The 16,480-nt window shown below is 62.1% G+C and carries 14 protein-coding genes; 6 read left to right on the forward strand and 8 right to left on the reverse strand.

Annotated features, from left to right (window positions below; all coding sequences use genetic code 11):
* Positions 1-188: 188 nt before the first annotated feature.
* From tauA to A9762_RS00725, 4 genes are all read left to right on the forward strand, one after another.
* Positions 189-1,247: a taurine ABC transporter substrate-binding protein gene (tauA, locus tag A9762_RS00710; protein WP_139133009.1), complete on the forward strand. Its 1,059-nt coding sequence runs from the start codon at positions 189-191 to the stop codon at positions 1,245-1,247.
* 79 nt (positions 1,248-1,326) lie between these two features.
* Positions 1,327-2,145 (forward strand): taurine ABC transporter ATP-binding protein, encoded by an 819-nt coding sequence (locus A9762_RS00715; protein ID WP_069340126.1) that lies wholly within the window; start codon positions 1,327-1,329, stop codon positions 2,143-2,145.
* An 85-nt stretch (positions 2,146-2,230) separates the two neighbouring features.
* The gene (locus tag A9762_RS00720; RefSeq protein WP_069340433.1) at positions 2,231-3,094 is read left to right on the forward strand and encodes an ABC transporter permease subunit; all 864 of its coding nucleotides are present in this window, start codon (positions 2,231-2,233) and stop codon (positions 3,092-3,094) included.
* A 222-nt stretch (positions 3,095-3,316) separates the two neighbouring features.
* Complete coding sequence (locus A9762_RS00725) at positions 3,317-4,720, forward strand: amino acid permease (RefSeq protein ID WP_069340127.1); 1,404 nt, start codon at positions 3,317-3,319, stop codon at positions 4,718-4,720.
* A 47-nt stretch (positions 4,721-4,767) separates the two neighbouring features.
* On the opposite strand, the gene A9762_RS00730 is transcribed toward A9762_RS00725, so the two are convergent.
* The 8 genes from A9762_RS00730 to A9762_RS00765 all read right to left on the reverse strand — a co-directional run bounded on the left by A9762_RS00730 (position 4,768) and on the right by A9762_RS00765 (position 14,231).
* Positions 4,768-6,051: a hypothetical protein gene (locus A9762_RS00730; protein WP_139133010.1), complete on the reverse strand. Its 1,284-nt coding sequence runs from the start codon at positions 6,049-6,051 to the stop codon at positions 4,768-4,770.
* Positions 6,052-6,168: 117 nt separating this feature from the next.
* Positions 6,169-7,080, reverse strand: coding sequence for a hypothetical protein (locus A9762_RS00735; protein ID WP_139133011.1), 912 nt, complete (start codon positions 7,078-7,080; stop codon positions 6,169-6,171).
* Between the two features lie 445 nt (positions 7,081-7,525).
* Positions 7,526-8,749: a hypothetical protein gene (locus A9762_RS00740; RefSeq protein ID WP_069340130.1), complete on the reverse strand. Its 1,224-nt coding sequence runs from the start codon at positions 8,747-8,749 to the stop codon at positions 7,526-7,528.
* 70 nt (positions 8,750-8,819) lie between these two features.
* The gene (locus tag A9762_RS00745) at positions 8,820-9,818 is read right to left on the reverse strand and encodes a GTP-binding protein (RefSeq protein ID WP_240493395.1); all 999 of its coding nucleotides are present in this window, start codon (positions 9,816-9,818) and stop codon (positions 8,820-8,822) included.
* Positions 9,815-11,482 carry an amidohydrolase gene (locus A9762_RS00750; protein WP_069340131.1) on the reverse strand — a complete coding sequence of 556 codons (1,668 nt, stop codon included), beginning with the start codon at positions 11,480-11,482 and terminating at the stop codon, positions 9,815-9,817. The genes A9762_RS00745 and A9762_RS00750 overlap by 4 nt, the downstream gene beginning before the upstream one ends.
* Positions 11,479-12,903, reverse strand: coding sequence for a sodium:solute symporter (locus tag A9762_RS00755; RefSeq protein ID WP_069340132.1), 1,425 nt, complete (start codon positions 12,901-12,903; stop codon positions 11,479-11,481). Before A9762_RS00755 ends, A9762_RS00750 begins: the two co-directional genes overlap by 4 nt.
* 125 nt (positions 12,904-13,028) lie before the next feature.
* Positions 13,029-13,229, reverse strand: a complete 201-nt coding sequence (locus tag A9762_RS00760; RefSeq protein ID WP_069340133.1) for a DUF3311 domain-containing protein — start codon at positions 13,227-13,229, stop codon at positions 13,029-13,031.
* Between the two features lie 189 nt (positions 13,230-13,418).
* A complete protein-coding gene (locus tag A9762_RS00765; protein WP_069340134.1) occupies positions 13,419-14,231 on the reverse strand; it encodes a hypothetical protein in 813 nt (270 codons plus the stop codon).
* Positions 14,232-14,484: 253 nt separating this feature from the next.
* On the opposite strand from A9762_RS00765, the gene A9762_RS00770 reads away from it, so the two are divergent.
* Positions 14,485-15,915 carry an FAD-binding oxidoreductase gene (locus A9762_RS00770; RefSeq protein WP_069340135.1) on the forward strand — a complete coding sequence of 477 codons (1,431 nt, stop codon included), beginning with the start codon at positions 14,485-14,487 and terminating at the stop codon, positions 15,913-15,915.
* A 34-nt stretch (positions 15,916-15,949) separates the two neighbouring features.
* Positions 15,950-16,339 (forward strand): nuclear transport factor 2 family protein, encoded by a 390-nt coding sequence (locus A9762_RS00775; RefSeq protein WP_069340136.1) that lies wholly within the window; start codon positions 15,950-15,952, stop codon positions 16,337-16,339.
* Positions 16,340-16,480 lie beyond the last annotated feature (141 nt).

The following is a 16,480-nucleotide window of genomic DNA, read 5'->3' on the forward strand; positions in this document are numbered from 1 at the left end:
GCCAGCATCCGTGCGCCTTGGCGGGCGATTTCGCCGTAACTGGACCAGTTGGCATCATCAAATGCGGCCAACTGGCTCTAACGAACAAAAAAGTGCGCGGCAATGATGCAGTCACTTGACGCCGATTTGTCATAGCGGATGCGTCAACCCGAGTGTTCCACCGAAAACTTTCCGATTAGAGGTGAACCATGACTGGACTTCCGAACCGGCTGCGACGGGTGTTCGCTGCCACGGCGCTGGCGGCAGCCGCGCTTCCCGCGACGCTGATGCTCGGCTTGACGCTGCCTGCGACCGCGCAAGCGCAGGAGAAGGAGGTGACGATCGCGTATCAGCAGATCGTCGATCCGTGGCTGGTCGCCATCGCGAGCGGCGACTTCGAGAAGGCGACGGGTTACAAGATCCACTGGCGCCAGTTCGAATCCGGCGCAAAGGTCGCCACCGCACTCGCCTCCGGCGACATCAAGATCGGCGTGCTCGGTTCCAGCCCGATGGCGGCCGCCGTCTCGCAGGGGCTGGATCTGCAACTGTTCTGGATTCTCGACGACATCAACCAGGCCGAAGCGATGGTCGTGCGCAATGCGTCGAACATCAAGACGCCTGCCGATCTGAAGGGCAAGAAGATCGGCGTGCCGTTCGTCTCGACAACGCACTACCACACGATGTTCGCGCTGCAACAGTGGGGCATCAAACCGACCGAAGTGCAGGTGCTCAACATGCAGCCGAACCAGATCGTCGCCGCGTGGGAGCGGGGTGACATCGATGCGGCCTACGTATGGGATCCGGCGCTCGCTCAGATCAAGCAAAGCGGGCACGTGCTCATCACGTCCGGCGAGCTGTCGAAGCAAGGCAAGCCGACCTTCGACGGGATTGCCGTCGACCGTAAATGGGGTGAAGCGAATGCCGACTTCATGGCGAAGTTCGTCAAGGTGATCGCCGACGCCGATGCGGCCTATCGCCAGAATCAGGCGGCATGGACGCCCGCATCCCCGCAGGTGAAGTCGATCGTGAAGACCATCGGCGGCAAACCGGAAGACGTGCCCGGCGCGCTCTCGCTCTACGCCTATCCGTCGGCGCAGCAGCAGGCGTCGGCCGAGTGGCTGGGCGGCGGCAAGGACAGCCGTGCGGCCAAGGCGCTCAAGGACACCGCCGAGTTTCTGAAGAGTCAGCAGAAGATCAACGCCGTCAAGGCGGACTACACGTCGTATGTCACGTCGCGCTATGTCGACGCCGCACTCAAGCTGAAGTAAGCCGCACCGGGGCCGTCATGCCGGCAGGTCCGGCGCGGTGGCCCCTCCCCGATCGCTGGATCTGCTGGAGAAGGGCTTCATGGAACAACTCATCGTCAACGACGTCAGCGTCGTGTATCCCGGCCGGCGCCCCGGCGAGCAGGTGCAGGCACTCGCCCATGTCGATCTGACCATCGCGCCCGGCGACTTCGTGGTGGCGCTCGGCGCCTCGGGTTGCGGCAAGACCACGCTCCTCAGTCTGATGGCGGGCTTCATCGCACCGACGTCCGGCGAACTGCTGCTCGGCGACTCGCCCATCGAAGGCCCCGGCGCCGACCGTGGCGTGGTGTTCCAGAAGCATGCCCTGCTGCCGTGGCTGAGCGTGATGGAGAACACCGAGTTCGGACTCAAGCTGCAAGGCGTGCCCAAGACCGAGCGCCGCGCCCGTGCCGCGCGCAATCTGGCGCTTGTCGGCTTGCAGGACTTTCACCATCACATGATCTATCAGCTCTCGGGCGGCATGCAGCAGCGCGTGGGGATCGCTCGCGCCCTGACCTGCAATCCGTCGATGCTGCTCATGGACGAACCGATGGCCGCGCTCGACGCGCTCACGCGGGAAACCATCCAGGAGTTGTTGCTCGACGTCTGGCGCGAAACGCAGAAGATGATCTTCTTCATCACGCATAGCGTGGAGGAAGCGCTGTTCCTCGCCAGTCGCCTGATCGTGATGTCACCCCGCCCGGGACGCATCACACACACCTACGAACTCGACTTCAACAAGCGCTACCTCGAATCCCGCGATGCGCGCGCCATCAAGTCGAGCCCCGATTTCATCGCCATGCGCGAGACCGTGCTCAGCATCATCTACGGCGACGAGCGTGCCGGGCAGACGACGTCTGCCGGCGCGGTCGCCGCCTGAGCGACGCCGGAGACGAGCCATCATGATGACCAAACCCGTCACCAATCCTCACGCGCACGCCGCCACGCCCTCCGCCTCGAACGGCATGGCGCGTGCCGCCAGTTCGCCGCGCAAGCGCGGCCTGTTCGCGCGCATGTTCGCGCCGCGCCCCGTCAAGGCGGGCGAATCGTTCGGCGCACCCGGCCAGGGGCCCAGCTTCGCGATCAGTGTCGTGACCGTCTTCGCGCTGCTGTTGCTGTGGGTCGCGATCACGTCGTCCGGCATGATCAAGCCGCTGTTCCTCCCGGGACCGCGCGCCATCGTCGAGAAATTCATTCAGGTCTCGACGGAAGGCTTCGCCGGATCGACGTTGTGGCAGCACACGCTCGCCAGCCTCTACCGCGTGTTCGGCGCCTTCGCGCTCGCGTGTATCACGGCGATTCCGGTCGGCATTCTGATGGGCGTCTCGCGCATCGGACGCGGCGTCTTCGATCCGCCCATCGAGTTCTACCGTCCGCTGCCGCCGCTGGCCTATCTGCCGCTCGTGATCATCTGGTTCGGCATCGGCGAGTTCTCAAAAGTCTTCCTGATCTATCTGGCGATCTTCGCACCGCTGGCCATCGCGGCACGGGCAGGGGTTCGCTCGGTCTCGCTGGAACAGATTCACGCCGCGTACTCGATGGGCGCGTCGCCGCGTCAGATCGTCATGCACGTGATCGTCAAATCGGCGCTGCCTGAAATCTTCACGGGCATGCGTATTGGTATTGGTGTGGGCTGGACCACGCTGGTGGCTGCCGAAATGGTGGCGGCATCGAGCGGTCTCGGGTTCATGGTGCTCAACGCGGCGGAATTCCTCGCGTCGGACATCGTGATCATGGGGATCATCGTGATCGGCTTCTTCGCGTTCGGATTCGATCTGATCATGCGCTATCTCGAACGTGTGCTGGTGCCCTGGAAAGGCAAGGTCTGACAAGGCACATCTCAGACAGGCGTCAGACGGCAACAAAACGTAAGCGGTCACGTTGGTCATCACAAGAAAGACGCAGGGCGGCGCCCCCGATTCGCCGCACCTGCCGTCGAACAAGGCATTCAGGAGGTTGTGTGGCAGTTGAGACATTCATCGGCAGTTCCCCCCTCGTTGCAGTCCTAGCAGTCTTTCCCCGTATCGTCGCGCCGCTCACGGGAGGTCGCCATGGCCAATCGTGACACCGGAACGCATCTGCAATCGAGCCTCAAACAACGTCATATGAGCATGATCGCGCTGGGCGGCGTGATCGGCGCAGGACTCTTCGTCGGCAGCGGCGTGGTGGTGCATGCCGCCGGTCCGGCTGCCGTGCTGTCGTTCCTGATCACCGGCGCGCTGGTGGTGCTGGTCATGCGCATGCTCGGCGAGATGGCGTGCGCGCTGCCCGCCGTCGGCTCGTTCTACGAGTACGCGAGACTCGCGTGGAACGACAAGCCCGTGGGCGGCGAACTGGCCGGCTTTCTGACGGGCTGGATGTACTGGTATTTCTGGGTGATCGTGGTCGCGGTCGAAGCGGTGGCCGGGGCCAATCTGATTCAGTTCTGGTTGCCGGACATTCCCGCGTGGACCATCAGCCTCGTGCTGCTCGTGGTGCTCACGCTGACCAATCTGGTGTCGGTGGCGTCGTACGGCGAATTCGAGTTCTGGTTCGCGTCGATCAAAGTCGCGGCCATCGTCGTCTTCCTGTTCCTTGGCGCGTTGTTCGTGTTCGGCATGTGGCCGGGCGCGGTGGCGAGCACCGGACATCTGCTCTCGCACGGCGGCTTCATGCCGAACGGCATCGGGCCGGTGATGGCTGGCGCCGTCGCGGCGACAGGGTTCTACTTCGGGGCGGAGATCGTGACGATCGCCGCCGCCGAAGCCGCCGAACCGCAGCAGGCGGTGGCGCGCGCCACGAACTCCGTGATCGGACGCGTGCTGTTCTTCTACATCGGTTCGATCTTGCTGGTGGTGATGCTCGTGCCCTGGAACTCCACCGGTATGGCGACGCCGTATGTCAGTGCGCTCGAAGCGATGCACATCCCGGCGGCCGCGCACATCATGAACGCCGTAGTGCTCACCGCCGTACTCTCCGCGCTGAACTCCGGGTTGTATGCGTCGTCGCGAATGCTGTTTGCGCTCACGCGCCGGGGCGATGCACCGCGCTCGCTGGCAAAGCTCAACGCGCGGGGCGTGCCGGTTCGTGCGATTCTCGTCGGCACGCTGTTTGGCTACGCGGCCGTGGTCATGTCGTACGTCTCACCGGATACGGTGTTTGCCTTTCTCGTGAACTCGTACGGGACCGTGGCGATCTTCGTCTACGTGCTGATCGCCTTCTCGCAACTCAAGCTGCGCAAGCGTCTGGAACGCGAGGCGCCGGGCAAGCTCAAGATAAGAATGTGGGGGTACCCCTACCTGACCTGGGTCGCCATCGTCGGCATGTTGTCCATCGTCGGCGCCATGGCCTTCATTCCCGATCAGCGCACGCCCCTGGCGCTCGGTATCGCGAGTCTGACGGTCCTGTTGATTGCCTTCACCGTGCGGTCGATATGGCGCAAGCTGCGCTCTCCGGATCCGGAGTTCGATCTCTGATCCAGGTTGCGGTGGGCGACGCGCAATGCTGTCGTCCACCGTGAGAATCAACTCGTGAAACCGAGATCTGTCTCCTCAACCTCAGATTCGCCATCGCCATCGGAGACCCCTCCCTCGCTTCCGCCGTCATCGCTGCTTACGCGCTGAGACTCGTCTAACCGACTCGACGATTGCGCCTGCGTTGACTCGTTTAACGATTCCCACTCCTCATCAAAACGACGCTGACTGACGAAATCACTCGGTTGCGGGAGTGAGTAGACGTCGTCGTGTCCGAAGTTCACATCTAACATCGGCGAATGTTGATCGGCTTCGAAATCCAGCGTTCCCGCCAGAATTCTTGCCTCTTTCGAAAGTCTGGCGCAATGATTGGCGTCTTCGACTCTCCCATCCTCTCGTAGTTGGAGCGCCGTTTTCGCGAGCACGCTCGCGGCGAATGTGTTTGCCGCCGTAGCCTTGTCCCCCTCACCACGGTCTTTGTGGAAATCCGCGACTCTCATCAAAGCGACACCCTGCGACCTGGTGTCTTGGGACTTCGCAAATGCATCTGCGCCCGTCGTCAGCATCCATAGCAAGCGTGAGGTGTCCGCATCCGGGACCTCCTCAAGCCGGCGCGCCAACGCCATCAAGGCACTTCCCAGCGCGTGGATCTCGATGTGATCGTCGCTGAACGCGTCTAGCTCATCATCCGAAAGACCACGCTCAATGAGCGCAATCCAGACCTCGCAGACCTCCGCATCGAAATCCCGGGGTTGTGGGTTCGCCATCCGCGTCACCAGGGCGGCCAGGAGCGAAGATTCGTTGCCATCCGGCTTCAGCAGCAATTGTCTGGCCTCATGGCGGACCAAGGCCTTGTCGCCAGTCCCGAGCGACGACATCGTCAACGGAAAGTGCAACGGAACATCCGGGAAGGTGAAGACGATCAGACCATCCTCCCCGATCCCGGCAGTGGCCATCACGTTATCTCTGACGGAGGACGTCAGCTCGGCCAGTTGATTCGCGGCGTCGTCATTGACCGGGCGATGCGGACTGTGGCGCTCGAGATAGTCCCGGCCCGGGCCAAACGATGCGACATGGCAATGCGCAGCGCCTGCGAGAATGCGCGCCTTTTCGGCGCCGGACAACGTGTTGAACACGGTATCCAGTACGCCCATGGACGGGAAGCGCGCGAGAAAGCCGGAGATCGTGCTATCCGGGATCTTGCCGCCCAAATTCATCAAGCGATTGAAGTCACTCAACTCGCTCAAGCGACGTTCGCTGAGCATCTGATCCGGATAACCCTGCACCTGAAAGTTCGTGCTCGAAGAAGGTTGAGTGGTTGGAGTGGTTGGCATGAGCGTTGCCTCGTCAAATCGTCGTTGAAGTGAGTGTGCGTCTGGTCAGCGAGCGCAAACGTCTGGCTATCGCCGCGCACCCTGTGGCCATTCGTCTATGCGTTCACCGCCCTACCGTCATGTCGGCAGGGCGTCGCCGTTCTCGAAAAGCTCGTCGAGGAAGTCGTCAGAAATCGCGTCCATTGAAAGCCTCGGCGTGGACGATTTGACGCGGTCGTCGTAGGGCGAAAACTTATCGCCTTCCAATCGCAGCTCCAAGGGAACGATGCCCCGCATCATCCGCTCCCATTCCGTGCCGATATTCGATGCAGATTCGAACGGCATCGTTTCGTCGGGCGTCTGCGCATCGACGGACTTGTGAAATCTCACGTCGACCGAATTAGCCAGATCGTTGTTCTCAGCGCTCTGAAATGCTCTCACTGCGTGGTCGCGAAAATCCTTCGCGTCTGAAATCATGTTTGATGCCAGAAAGTAGCTCATCGCCTTGTCGAACTCGTGACCCGCGCTCGTGAACTCCCTTTTGGCCAGATCTCTGTCGCCAGAATGCAGCAAGAGCATCGCGATATCGTTGTGGGCCAAACCGCACTCGCCGGGATGGCCGGCTTTGGAGAACGCCCCTCGTCGCTGGTACAGAATGCGCTTGAGTAGCACGTCGTCTCTGGGTGTGCCCCCTGCCAACTTGTTCGCAAAGGTCTGCAATGCGACACCCAGCGCAAGCAGGTCTTCCCTCTCGTTGCTGAAGCTGCCCGCTGCCTTACCATCCACGCAGCGATCAATGGCACTCAGCCACGCATGCAAGATGTGAATGTCGAAACACGCCACATCGGTCTGCGTCATCTTTTGCGCAAACTGAACCAGCAGCGACACCTCACGCATATCGCGGCCGAGCAGAAGCGCTCTCGCTTCCGCCATCGTCAGTGCCCCCTGTCCATCGCCGAAACACTCGCTACCCATCGGGATGTTGAGCTCGATATCGGGAAACTGGAGAACGATTTGATAACGGTCCCCGAGTCGGGCGTTATCCAGCATGGTTTGCCGTATGTCCAACGGAAGCTCATTGAGCAGAACCAAGGCGTCCCGCCCCGCGAATTCAAGTTTTCCGTCTCTCTGCAAGTAGTCCCTACCCGGGCCAGACGACCCGATATGACAAAGGCCTGCACACGACAGTAACCGTGCCTTGATACCGCCGCACAAGGCGTTCTTTGTAGCGTCTAACGGACCGAGGTAAACGAAGTTCCCCAGGAACTCGCTGAACACTGCATCGGACGGACATCGCCCCGCCGAAATGTGGGCATTGAGCTCGCCCAATATCTGGCATCGTGCGTCGCTAAGATTGGAATTCGGATAGTTCAGGAGCGGGAAGTTGACATTTGCCTGCGTGACTGTGTTTGGCATGAGCGTTGCCTCGTTGAGAACCTGATGTGAGCAGTCTGCGCCCCTCCCCGGATGCTCAACTATCACGAATCGCCGTGCCCTATTGCGCCTTCTTCCCATCCGGCGCAGTGTCGGCCACGTGCGTTTCATGCACGGCTGCCTTGCTCTCCCATTCGGCAATCGTGTCGGGCAACCCGATCTCACGCGCAGACGCCAACACCTTGGCAGCAAAGACTTGCGCCTCGGCCCCTTTGTCGATGTTCAGATAGCATTTGTGGAATCGATCGCCGAGATCCATCACGAATCGATGCTCTTGGGCTCGCAGCAGACGCTCGAAGCCACGCCACGCCATTTCAACACTGCTCAATGCCGAATCGGTGTCCTTGCCCCGGATGAAAAGCTCGGCCGACCGAAGATAGGCCGAGGACGTCTGAAACTCAAGCACCCGCCTTTCGTCGGGAGGCAGCCTCGTCATGTTCTCAAGGCGGTACGTCTCGTAGAAGCCTGCCAAACCTGCGAACTCCCGTGCCGACTCACTCCACAATTCGGCTCGACACAGCGCATAGCCACTACCGCGCAGAACCTGCATTCGCTGATGGGCTTTCATATCGCACTTTCCTGCTCGTTGGAACAGGGTTGCCACGCGCTGATAATCCACGTTTTTCGCTTTACGGCTGAACGCTGGCTCCTCCACCACGGCGTCGAGCAGATGCCACCACACCTGGAAGTACGGGGCGGGATCATGGGACACCGGATCGAGGCTCGCGGCACGCGCTAACAGCGTCTGCTTTTTCTCATCCTTCGCAAGCAGCAGCGCCAGACATTCCGCTGTCGTGAGTTGCGCCTGTTTGCCCGTGAAGCAAGCCTCGGTCAAAGGGAAACGTATTCGACTGCCGGGAATCGTCAGGATGATTTTCCCTTGCGCGTCGACCTCGGCGGTCGTGAGCATTTTCCGCCGGGTTTCCGGTGCGATTCGTCTCAACAGGTGTTGCGACGGATCCAGCGCTGAAAGGGGAAGTCGGCAATCCCGAGGCGCCAGAAATTGACGCCCCTCAGGATAGGAAGCGATGTGCCCCAGCGCAGCCGCGCGCAGCGCCTCCATTTTTGCATCGTCGTTCTTGAACACGTCGATGGCGATGTCCATCGGCCCCATGTAAACGAAGTCGTGCATGAAACGCCGATAGACGTCTTCCTGCACCGGTTCCCCGGATCTCATGTCCGCGTCGAACCGTTCCCGTGCATTCAGGCGCCGTTCACTCAACGTCGCGTCGGGATAGTTGGCAATCGGGAAGTTACAGCCGCTGACTGAAGAGATGGGAGGCATGATCGTCGACACCTGGAATGGAATCGTTCCAGACTAGAACGACCTGTCGCCCGATCCTTTCTGAATTCGTCTACGCCTCGCTGGGCGATAGCTCGGTCAGCGTGGCCCGCAATGCATCGTCAAGGCGCGCAACGTCGTCGTCCGACAGCACGCCGATGAAGACCATCGACGATTCGTGCAATGTCAGGTTGGGCCGCTTTGAGATCGCCACCCGCGTACCGACCACGTGAACCTCGCTCGCACCGCCCGAAGCAAGGTTCACGCACCCCTTCGCCCGCAGGAGTTTTCCCGGGTACATCGTCAATGCCGCTTTCAGACGATGACGATCCGACACACCATTGACTCGCCAGACAAAGCTTCGCAAGCCTACGGGCAACGCATGTCCGGAAATGCGCATCGGACGCCCGCCCAGCCAACCCGGCAATGGCAGCGCCTCATCCGGAAACAGAATGGCGGGCGGCACAACGCCGTTGTCCGCCGTCACAACCACCTGCGTTGCACCGAGTTCGGCTAGCCGCTCGCGCAGCGATTGCAGCGTGTCGGGCGCGACGAGATCCGTCTTCGTCATCACCAGCGTGCTTGCCGCCATGAGCTGCTTGTGCGCGATGTCGCCGACATAACGATCGGCCAGCGTCTGCCCGATACCTTGCGCATCGACCGCCACCACGATGCCATGCAAGCGGAACGCCTTGTCGAGCAGCCCCACCTGCGCGATACGCATGGGATCCGACACACCGCTGGCCTCGATCACTAACAGGTCGGGACGCACCTCGCGCTCGCCGATGGCGATCAGCGTCTCGACGAGGCGGCCGCCGATGGTGCAGCACACGCAACCGTTCTCGAGACCGATCACGTCGTCGCCTCGCTCGCGGATGAGCGAGGCGTCGACGTTGATCGATCCGAAGTCGTTCACCAGCACCGTGATTCGCAAGCCATCCGCGTTACGAAGCAGCGCATTGACGATGGTCGTCTTGCCCGCCCCGAGATAGCCGCCCAGCACGATCATCGGCACAGGCGCTCGGTCGGACTTATCGGCGGACATCGGGCTGGACATGGGCGTGGGCGTCATGCCGGAGCGCGGAATATCTCGCCGCCCAGCACCGTGCCCCACACGAGCATCTGACGAAGTGCGTCGACGGGGACCTCATACGGATCGTCCTCCAGCACGGCGAAGTCGGCATACTTGCCCACCTCGATGCTGCCGATCAGATGATCCATCCCCAGCGAGAAAGCCGCACCGAGCGTGATGGCGCGCAAGGCGTCGTCGACCGGCAGGCACAACGACTCGCCCAGCACGCGTCCCGACGACGTCTCCCGCTTCACCGCGCACCACGCAGTGAAAAGCGGATTGAGCTGCGTGATGGGCGCATCCGAATGCAGCGCGAACGGCAAACCGATCTGACGCGCGATCTCGGCGGCATCCATCCGGTTGGCGCGATCCGGGCCCATCGTCTGCTCGTAGTGCGCGTCGCCCCAGTAGTAGACGTGATTCGCGAAGAAATTCACGCACATGCCGAGCCGCTGCGCGCGTGTGAGCTGTGCGACGTCGGCCATCTGGCAATGCTGCAGCGTGTGGCGGTGATCCGTGCGCGGGTGCTTTTCCAGCAGCGCCTCGATCGCGTCGAGCACCACATCGGTGGCTTCGTCGCCATTGGTATGGATGTGAAGTTGCAGACCCGCCGCATGGAACGGCAGAAACGTCTCGACCAGCTGCGACGGCGCAATCAGCCAGAGCCCGTTGGGCTTGCCGTTGTGATACCCCGGCCAGCGCAATCGTGCGGTGAATCCTTGAATCGAGCCGTCGACGATGAACTTGATGGGCCCGTAGTGCAACTTATCGGTATTGCCCTCGCGCGCGCTCAACACGCGCTGCGGGCCACCTTCCGGACACCGCTGCGGCGCGAACGCCGGGACGATGCGAATCGGATAACTCGGATCGGCCGTCGCTTCATGCAGGTTCGCGTTGCCGGACGGTGTCAGGTCGTTGACGAGGTCGGTAGCCGTCGTCACGCCGGCAAGCTGCGCGACACGTCCGAAGTTCCAGATTGCGCGCGGACTCTCGCTCGCGGCAATCGACAGTCCCTCGCCGATCACGCGATACACCGGAAACATGGCCGCGAACTCTTGCAACTCACCCGTGGGCTCGCCGTCGGCGCCCATCACGATGCCTTCGACGTCCGTGTCGCCATGGATCCCGGCGAGTTCCAGCATCGGCGTATTGACGTTCATCAGATGCACGCTCGCATGCAGGATCGCGATGGGGCGTGTCATCGAGACGGCGTCGATATCACGCGCGACGAGCGGGGCATCCTTGAAGAAGATCGGATCGTAGCCCCATGCAAGCAAAGGCTTGTGCGCGTCGGTCATCCGCTGCTCGGCCTCACGCAGGCGTGCGAGCACGTCCGACGGCGTCTTCAACCCTTCCCACAGATGCCCGTCGGGGCCACGCCGGTCGTAGTAGCCGACATAGACAGCGTCCCACATCGCGCCTTCCATCAGATGGCAGTGGCCTTCCACAAGGCCGGGCATCAGCACTTTGTCGCGCAGCGTCTCGATGGGCGTCGCGTCGGTCCAGCGGCGCACGTCTTCGATACCACCGACAGCGAGGATACGGCCATCGCACACGGCAACGTGCGTCGCGACCGGTTGCGCGGGATTCATGGTCAGGATCTTGCGGGCGACATACACGCGAATGTCGTCGCCACGCAGGGCGGTGTTGTCTCTGTCTGTCATTGTGACTTCTTGTAGGAGGAAAGCGCGCCGACGCCGGTGTCCATCGTGCGGGATGGACGGCTGCCAAGGAGCAGGTTGAACACGGCGATCACCACGACGTTGACCACCAGGCAGATCAACCCGAGGTTGATGCCGCCGAGGTCCGGATTCTTGTAGTAGAGCACGAGCGCCAGCCCTTGTCCGGCAAGTACGCCGGCGGCGATGGCCGTCGCGCGCACGCGTAGACGGAACACCACGGCGATCACCCCCGGCAGGAACTGCGTCACACCGTAATACGCCATGTTGATCAGCGTGAGCATGAGATTCGGGGTGAGCAGCGTCAAGACGATGGAGCCCAGCAGGTACAGCACGATCACGACCTTCGAGCTGGCCTTCTGCCGATGCTCCGGCATGCCCGACAGGATGTTGCGCGTGACGATGGGGCCGAGTGCGAGGCAGATACCGGCGAGCACGAGCAGGCCGGAGAGTGCGGCGCCGGCCGCCACGAGGCCGACAAGCCACGACGGCAGCAACTGCGTCACCGCTGCGAAGAACGCTTCGTTCGGCGAGGCCAGTTGAATATTCTGGCTGATCGCGTAGTACGACGCGAGCACGAGGAACGGATACATCAGCATGTAGAGCGGCATGGCGATCTGCGTGCGACGAATCGTGGCCGCGCTCTTCGCCGTGAAGAAGTTCTGCACGCCGAACGGCATCACGTACATGCCGAGCGACTGGAACACGATGGTCGTCATCGCGAACGTGAGCTGCTGCGTGGTCATCGCGTTGCTCACGTGTTGGCTCGCCGCCTGAAATACGGGTGTCACACCGGATTCCCACGCCACCGCGACACCGGTAATGACGATGGCCGCCACCATCAGCACGTCTTTGAGCACGGCGATGTAGGCAGACGCACGCACCCCGGCAATCGCAATGTAGACGAACGCCAGCATCGCGGAAAAGCAGATCAGCCAGAGCGGCTGGAAATTCCACCCCAGCCCCTTGAGTGCCGCCACGAGTCCGGTGAACTGCAACTGCCCCCACGGCAGCAGGAACACGATGGCCGTCACCGCAACGACGAGTTCGAGGAAGCGGCTCTCGAAGTGTCCCTTGAACAGATCGGGCAATGTGATGGCGTTGTAGCGCTTGCCGGCATCCCAGATTTTCGGGCCGAGGAAATACCCGACCGGGTAGGCCAGCAGGATGTAGCCGAGGAACCAGACACCGTAGGTCGGTCCTTTCGCGTAGATACCGCCGGGAAAGCCGACCATCGTGCCGATGCTGTAGATCTCTCCGGCAGCCAGGAAGAACACCAGCCATGCGCCGAACTGACGCGACGCCACGAAGAAGTCGTGCACGCTCTGCGGGCCGCGTCCGCCACGCGCTCGCAGCGCAAGATAGACCGACAACAGGATGAAGCCGGCAAAGATGAGGGTTGCCATCGACACAGTCTCCGGAAATGCGGAACGTGGCGGCGTCAGTCGCGGCAGCGACCGGCGTGCGCCATCGAAGGCGTAACGCGAGCGCGCGTCACGCCGTGAGAATCATCGGGAATGGAAAAGAGAGATCACGCCGACGCTTCGGCGGTGTGCTTATCGAAGAGCGTCCAGCACAGCCACAGGCAGACGGACGTCAGCACGAACCACAGGAAGATCCAGCCGTAGATGAAGGGCACGCCCAGCACATAGCGCTCGACGGACGCCGCCCACGGCAGCAGTCCCACCACGCCGAGATACGGCAACCCAAGGCCAATCAACAATCTGAGCATGTCCAATCTCCGTTGCGCATGACAGACTCACGCACCGGATGGCGACGCGAACCTTTCGACCGGGTCAGTATCCCCAGCCAAAATTCGCGCCGTTTAGAGCCACATGCCAGAAAAGTGTGGTGCCAGAAGGCGATGTCAGAGAACGCCTCGCACGTGCGGCAACTGCGCGCGAGGCCAAATTCGGATAAATCAGTTGAGATCGGTCGAGCGCGCCAGCGCCCGTGCAGCAATTTGTCGGCAGGAGGCCCCGCTGCCCTCAAGTGGATCAACGTCTGCCAACCACCTCATGACAAGTTCGAAATCCTGCATATCCTGACGCGTCACTTCGGCCCGTTCGAAGAACGGCTCGTGCGCCTTAAGCAGCGTCGAACACCAGGTGCGAAGTGCGAGCGGGTCCGGACGGCGTGGCTGCTTCGCAAGACGTACACAGAGCATCCGCTTGAGACACGTCTCGGGCTCTGGCCCCACAGCATGCCCTTTGCTCAACAGCAGCGTACAGGCTTCCTCTGCGGTGAACGCACCGTCCTTTTCGGAAAGGCATTCTGGATGCAGGAGGATTCGAGCTGCCGAGCCCGGCACAGGCAACACCATCAAGCCATGCGGTGTCAGTTCAATTTTGTGGAGCAAGGCGGCGCGGGACTCCGCTCTCAGCGCGCGCAACGCCAACAAGGCATCGTCACCGATCGTCCCGCACTCCCCCGTTGCCGCCAGATAATCCACCGCATTCGGGTGTGAGGCCACGCGCAGGCGAAAGAGCGCCTGAAGCAGCGCCTTGTCGTCACGTCCGCCGACAAAACACGCATCGAGTACCTCGCTTCCGCCAGACGCCAGACAGCGCTGTCGATGTGCATCGATGACCTTCCGGTCCCAAGGGGCGGTACTGTCGAGATACCGCGCGAACGCCTCGAAGGTGTCGACAGCATTGCTGCCGTTTGCCGCGGTCTCCGCGCGCCCGCTGGCCTGTGAAGCCGACCAAAGCGCTGTGCATCCGTGTACTTGCATGATGACGCTCCGAAAGTTTTCGACTCGCGCAGTCTGCGCCGCACTCGTTCGTCAGGGCTTTCAGAATGTGACGACCTCAGCCCCGTTTCTCTGGCGCCACGCCCTGTGCAAATGTAGTGCCAGCCCCGCCGTCGTCGATGCCGCAGCCCCCGCAGCCGTGCCGCTTTGCGCTGGCACCATCACAAGTCGCCGGTGGTACTAATCCCGCGAAATTGTTCTTGGCAGTATTGGCTCATTTCCTCAGGAGCCTGACGTGGGTACGATTGAATCCTTCGCGCTGGATCGTCACGCCGCAGCGCCGTACGATCCGCTTTACGATCCGCTAGTCTCGTCCGGTCCCGGGCTGGGCATGGACTACGCGCCGACTTACTGGGTCGCGACCGCCGGTGAGCCGCCGGAAGACGATGGCCCGCTGGCGGGCGACGCCGATGTCGACGTCGTCATCGTCGGCGCGGGCTTCACCGGCCTGTCCACCGCCCTCTTCCTGGCCCGCGAACACGGCATTCGCGCCACCGTGCTCGAAGCCAACCAGACCTGCTGGGGCTGTACCAGCCGCAACGGCGGTCAGGGCCAGAACGCAAGCGGGCGTCTCTATCGCTCCCAATGGATCGACCGCTGGGGCAAGGAGACCGCACTGCGTCTGGACGCCGAGATTCGCGAAGGCTTCAACACGTTCAAGTCGCTCATTGCCGAAGTGCCGGAGTGCGATCCGCAACCTGGCGGCCATCTCTACATCGCGCACCGCGACCGAAAGATGGACTTCCTGCGCAACGAGGCGAAGGTCATGCACGACGTGTTCGGCTACGACACGCGCATCCTCTCGCGCGAAGAGGTCAGCGAGGAATACGTCAACGATCAGGAGAATTGCGGCGCGCTGCACGAACCCGACGGTATCGGTGTGCACCCGCTCAAACTCGCCTTCGGCTATCTGCGCATGGCGCGGGCGCTCGGCGCCCGGGTGCATCCGTCGACACCGGTACTGGGTGTCGAGACGATCAACGGCGTGCATCACGTGCGCACGCCGCGCGGGGTAGTGCGCGCCAAAGCGGTCGCGTTCGCCACCGGCGGCTACACACGTAACGACGTGACGAAGGCACTGCGCTCGAAGATCATGCCGATCCTCTCGAACTCGCTCGTCACGCGTGTGCTCACGCCGGAAGAGATCGCCGCTACGAACTTCCGCACGCACGAAGTCATTACCGACACCCGCACGCTGCGCTACTACTACCGTCTGTTGCCCGACAACCGTTTGCAGATCGGCAGCCGCAGCTCGATCACCGGCGCCGATGCGCAGAATCCGAAACATATGGCGGTGCTGGTCGAAGGCCTGCATCGGAAGTTTCCGGCGCTCAAGGGCATTCGCATCGACTACTCGTGGTGGGGCTGGGTCGATGTGAGTCACGACATGATGCCGCGCGTCACGCAACCCGATCCGCGTCAGAGCCTCTTTTACGCCGTGGGGTATGGCGGCAACGGTGTGTCGTTCTCGGCCCACGCCGGACGCCGCCTCGCACAGCGCATCGCCGGCCAGCGCGACCCGTCGTGGAATCTGCCGATCTACGACTCCGCGCTGCAATACCCGAACGTGTTCGGCACGGTGCAATGGCAGGGCTTCGCGCCATTCCGCCGCATCGGCCAACGCTTTCTCTATCAGCGATACCACGCGCAAGACGAAGCGCGTTGATCTCGCCTCCTCCTCCGATTCTCTGGAATTTGCAATGACGACTCAGAACGACTCCGCCGCTATCCGGTTGCTCACGACCTTCAACGACGCCTGGAACCGCCACGACATCGACGCCCTCATGGACTGCATGACGGATACCTGCGTGTTCCACGCCGTCGCCGGTCCCGACATGCTCGGGCGCACCTTCGAAGGACGCGAAGCCGTGCGCGCCGCGTTCCAGTCCGCATGGGAAAACTTTCCCGACGCGTCCTGGACGGAAGGCAGCCATTTCGTGACCGGCGACCGGGGCGTTTCGGAATCGACGTTTCGCGGCACGAAGGCGGACGGCACACGCGTCGAAGCGCGCATGGTCGATGTCTTCACCCTGCGCGACGGCAAGATCGAAGTGAAGAACGCGTTCCGCAAGGACCGCCCGGCGTTCTGATCACGCCCCGTGGAATGTCCGGATTTCCCGCCCCGCCTGCCGGGGCATTTTTTCTGGGCATCCGCCGCACGGCGTGTGACGGCGCATCCGACGGTCATCGTTTGTATTTTTCAATACAAAACGTACCAAATAATAAAAATA

Origin of the sequence: Pandoraea sp. ISTKB (assembly GCF_001721285.1) — a bacterium.
GTDB classification, from domain to species: domain Bacteria; phylum Pseudomonadota; class Gammaproteobacteria; order Burkholderiales; family Burkholderiaceae; genus Pandoraea; species Pandoraea capi.